We start from the raw sequence: 4028 nt of genomic DNA on the forward strand, positions 1-4028 counted from the left end.
AGTACTGTTTCCTTATGTACCAAATATATTTACCTTGCCTGTTGCAGAAATTACAGCCAGCGAAGTCGAGCGCTATTCACTATACAAACCTGAAAGCGCCCAAGATGAAGATCCGTTTATAGCGACAAAGTTTACTGACCGAATGCCTATTAGTCAGTTGTTGAGGAAGTGAAGTGTTGGTTTATCAAATGAATCGAGTGTGTGAAATTTGGAGTTACATGTGTTATTTATTGAATAGAAATATAAGAATAGGGATGTATAAATGAGTGAAGTAAATTTTCTATCGGCATTTATAAAAAGAACAGATGGAATTAAAAATCCAGAACTAATTAATATTGATGATCCTGAAAAAGGTGAAAATGAAAGTTACTTATCACTAATTTCAAGTATTAGTAACTTACTTGATTTTGATAACTTAGTTATCTTAGCAGGCTCTGGAACCTCATTAACATTTCAAGGTATTGCTCCAAGTATGGGGCAACTATGGGAAAAATGTAAAGAACAAGATCCTGATAAATTTCAAGATGTTCTTGATGCAGTGAAATATGATGAAAACCAGAAAAAAAGAGATTCAAAAACAAATGAGCCGTGGAATGATATCGAATTATTATTATCATTGTGTGATCAATATATTGCTTTGTTTCCAAATGCAGCAAAAACCGGAGAGCTTACTTCTTTCTTAAATCAATCCAAAACAGTTATCTTAAACGAAACTAACTTTACGGATAAAATAAATTCAAATGATTGGTTTCCTCATGATAAATTCATCCGAACTTTAGGTCGAAGAAGTCCAAAGCAGCAAAGACTTAAATTATTTACAACTAATTATGATTTGGCATTCGAACATTCTGCTGCAAATACAGGTTTTGTTGTTGTAGACGGTTTTGATTTTTCATCCCCTAGTTATTTTAACCCTGCCTGGTATCGCTATGATATTGTTGATAGAAGTGGGCACTCTAAAAGCCCAAATTCTTATATCCCAAATGTTATTCAGCTTTATAAAATGCATGGTTCTGTCAATTGGACTCGTGAAAATGGACGAGTTAAAAAAGTAGACTATAAAGCAAAAATTGATGAGCCTGTTTTTATTTACCCTAGTAGCTCTAAATATCAAACCTCTTATGATTCACCTTATTTGGATATGATGTCGTCATTTCTAAATAGCGTCCAACAACCTAAAACAGCATTAATATGCCTTGGTTTTGGGTTTAATGATAAGCATATTAATAATGCTGTGACGATGGCTTTAAGGACTAATGCGGAATTTAACCTTCTAGTTGCAACAAAAGATTTATTTATTGAAAGCGGCTCGTTTAATCCCGAGATAAGAGATTTGTTAGATCAGGCTATTCAGCAAGGGGATAAAAGAATTTCATTAGTTGATGGTACTTTCGAGCAATTTTCCGAATTGCTACAAGAACGTCGAAAAGAGACTCCAGAAGAAAAGTTATTTAAAACCTTTGAATCAATTGCTGGAAATATTAACCCCAAGAAGGTGGGTGATAATGAGTTTTAATGAATGGTTTTCCCCCTTTGATACTAATAGAAGAATTGGTAGTGTTATTAATATTTCGCCAGCAGAAATTACTGTCAATCTATCAGATGCTGGTTCTGGAGAAGCAAGGTGGTACTTAGGAGATCGCGTAGGCGCTGGTGAGGTTAATGAATTTATATTTATTGATTGTGGCCAAACAGCAATACTAGGCCGGTTAGTTCAAGTTTGGCTTGATGGCGCTGAAAGGCTATCGGTAGATGCTATGACTATTGATAATGGTTTGAATAATCCTGTAGGAATTATTCAATTATTAACAAGTATTAATCCTGCAACAGGAGTTATTTATCGTGGAATCAAAAGTCATCCTAGACTAGGGAGCCAAATATATTCAGCTCACCCAAAATTAATATCTATCCTAGCTGAAGGAGACTCGAAAGAAAGTGAAGTAAAACTGAATATAGCAGAGCTGCCATACGATTCCGCCGTTAACATAACTGTTACTCCTGATAAGCTATTTGCGAGGCATTGTGCGGTTTTAGGAGCTACAGGTGGAGGTAAAAGTTATTCAATATCTAGGTTGCTTCAAGAAGTACAACAACATGGAGGGAAAGCATTATTATTAGATCCTACAGGAGAGTACTCCAACTTAGATTGCGATACATATTATGTTGGTAATCATGTAAGGGCTAATGCTAGCAATTCAGTTACTTTTCCTCATTGGAAGCTCCCTGAATCAGATATATTTGCTTTTTTGCGTCCATCAACACAGACACAAATGCCAAAGTTGTCTGCCGCAATTCTTAGCCAAAAAATATTATGTGAATACTGGAGTGATATACCGAATCTAGGTTTAAACGTCAGTGCTGATTTTGCTTTAGTTAAAAAAGGGACGAACAAATATAACTACCAAAATGCAGTAAAGCTATTTGAGTCAAATAGTTCTGGCTCTGCTAGATGGAGCTTTAATAATTTATCCTCCCAAATAGAGCAAGAATGCATTTGGCCGACAGATAAAAAAAACGATACTCTGTTTGGAGACTGCCATGATGGTGATCTAGGTTATTGTATAAGCCTAATTTCACGTATTAAATCTTATTCATCGAGCCAACATTTAAAATGGCTATTTGATCCAGAAAAAGATTTGAAAGATATTCCGCAAATTTTAGAATCCCTATCTAAGAAAAAAGGGGAAACTAAAATATTAAGATTAGATTTATCAGCGGTGCCTTTTGAGGCAAATGGAAGAGAGATTCTGGTAAATGCTATTGGGAGAAAGCTAATGGATTTAGCAAGATGTGGTGATATTCAGCACAACAACCCATTACTAGTTTTTATAGATGAAGCTCATCAATTCTTGAACAAAACAATCGGTGAAGAAACAAATTCTATAAATCTAGATGCTTTTGGCAATATAGCAAAAGAAGGTCGTAAATACGGGCTTAATGTGGTTATCGCAACTCAGAGACCGAGAGATATACCTGAAGATGTATTAAGTCAGATCGGCTCCCTGATTGTCCATAGGCTAACAAACTTTCATGACCAAGAAGTCGTTAAAAGAGCTGTAGGCACAATGGATCAAAGATCTGCGTCGTTTTTACCAACATTAAGTCAAGGCGAAGCTTTGCTCCTAGGAATAGACTTCCCTTTTCCTATGATTGTTAAAATGAAAAAGCCAACAATTAAGCCGACATCTAAAAGTGCAGAGTATTCAGTGGCATGGAAACGAAAGAATATTGAGAGCCGAATGGGAATTACAGATTATCTGGAAGTTCCTGATGAGTTTACGGATGAATTTGAAAGTTTAGATATTGAATATATATCTCAAGAAGGCTCTACTGGTGATATGATTTATAGTTATTACTTTGAAGTATCTTCTGAGGCCTCAACTGAGCTGCTTGAAATAATGGATTGGAAAGTAGGGCAAGTGATTAGTGATATTCCTGTAGAAATATTTGAAAAATAATGATTTTAGTTAGCTTTACTTTTAATACTAAATGTAAACCATAGCGGGCTTTAAGAAGTAACTTTACAGCAGAATTTTTGCCTTTACTTAAAAACTAAAATATCCTTAGTACACTTATAGGTTAGATACTAAGAGAATCTTAGCAAGATATGTTTTATAGCTAAGGTTCACATGGAAACTCCAACACCTTCACGCCTAAAATCTGCAAGAAAAGCAGCAGGCCTTACTCAGCAACAGCTAGGTATGGCATTAGGAATGGAGCCAAACACGGCTAGTGCTCGCATGAACCAATACGAAAAAGGTAAACACGCCCCTGATTTTTTAACCATGAAACGCATTGCTAAAGAGCTAGGTGTACCAGTAGCTTACTTTTATTGTGAAGAAGATGATCTAGCTGAGTTAATTTGTTCATGGGGAAAGATGAGCTTTGAGGGACGACAAAAGCTTATCTATAGCCTACAAAATGCTATACTAAAAAATAAGTGAGTAACGTAATTGAATTTATTTTTTTTGAATATATATCACTCTGTGTAATAAAGGATTTTATTAATGAGAAAAAGCAGTACCCCT

The 4028-nt window shown here is 35.3% G+C and carries 3 protein-coding genes; all 3 read left to right on the forward strand.

The window, feature by feature from the left end; translation table 11 throughout:
* The first annotated feature begins 262 nt into the window (after positions 1-262).
* Positions 263-1516 carry an SIR2 family protein gene (locus P20480_RS14315; protein WP_008127457.1) on the forward strand — a complete coding sequence of 418 codons (1254 nt, stop codon included), beginning with the start codon at positions 263-265 and terminating at the stop codon, positions 1514-1516.
* Positions 1506-3458 carry an ATP-binding protein gene (locus P20480_RS14310; RefSeq protein ID WP_008127458.1) on the forward strand — a complete coding sequence of 651 codons (1953 nt, stop codon included), beginning with the start codon at positions 1506-1508 and terminating at the stop codon, positions 3456-3458. Before P20480_RS14315 ends, P20480_RS14310 begins: the two co-directional genes overlap by 11 nt.
* Before the next feature lie 171 nt (positions 3459-3629).
* Positions 3630-3944, forward strand: coding sequence for a helix-turn-helix domain-containing protein (locus P20480_RS14305; RefSeq protein ID WP_008127460.1), 315 nt, complete (start codon positions 3630-3632; stop codon positions 3942-3944).
* Positions 3945-4028 lie beyond the last annotated feature (84 nt).

The organism is Pseudoalteromonas sp. BSi20480, assembly GCF_000241365.1.
Taxonomy (GTDB): domain Bacteria; phylum Pseudomonadota; class Gammaproteobacteria; order Enterobacterales; family Alteromonadaceae; genus Pseudoalteromonas; species Pseudoalteromonas marina.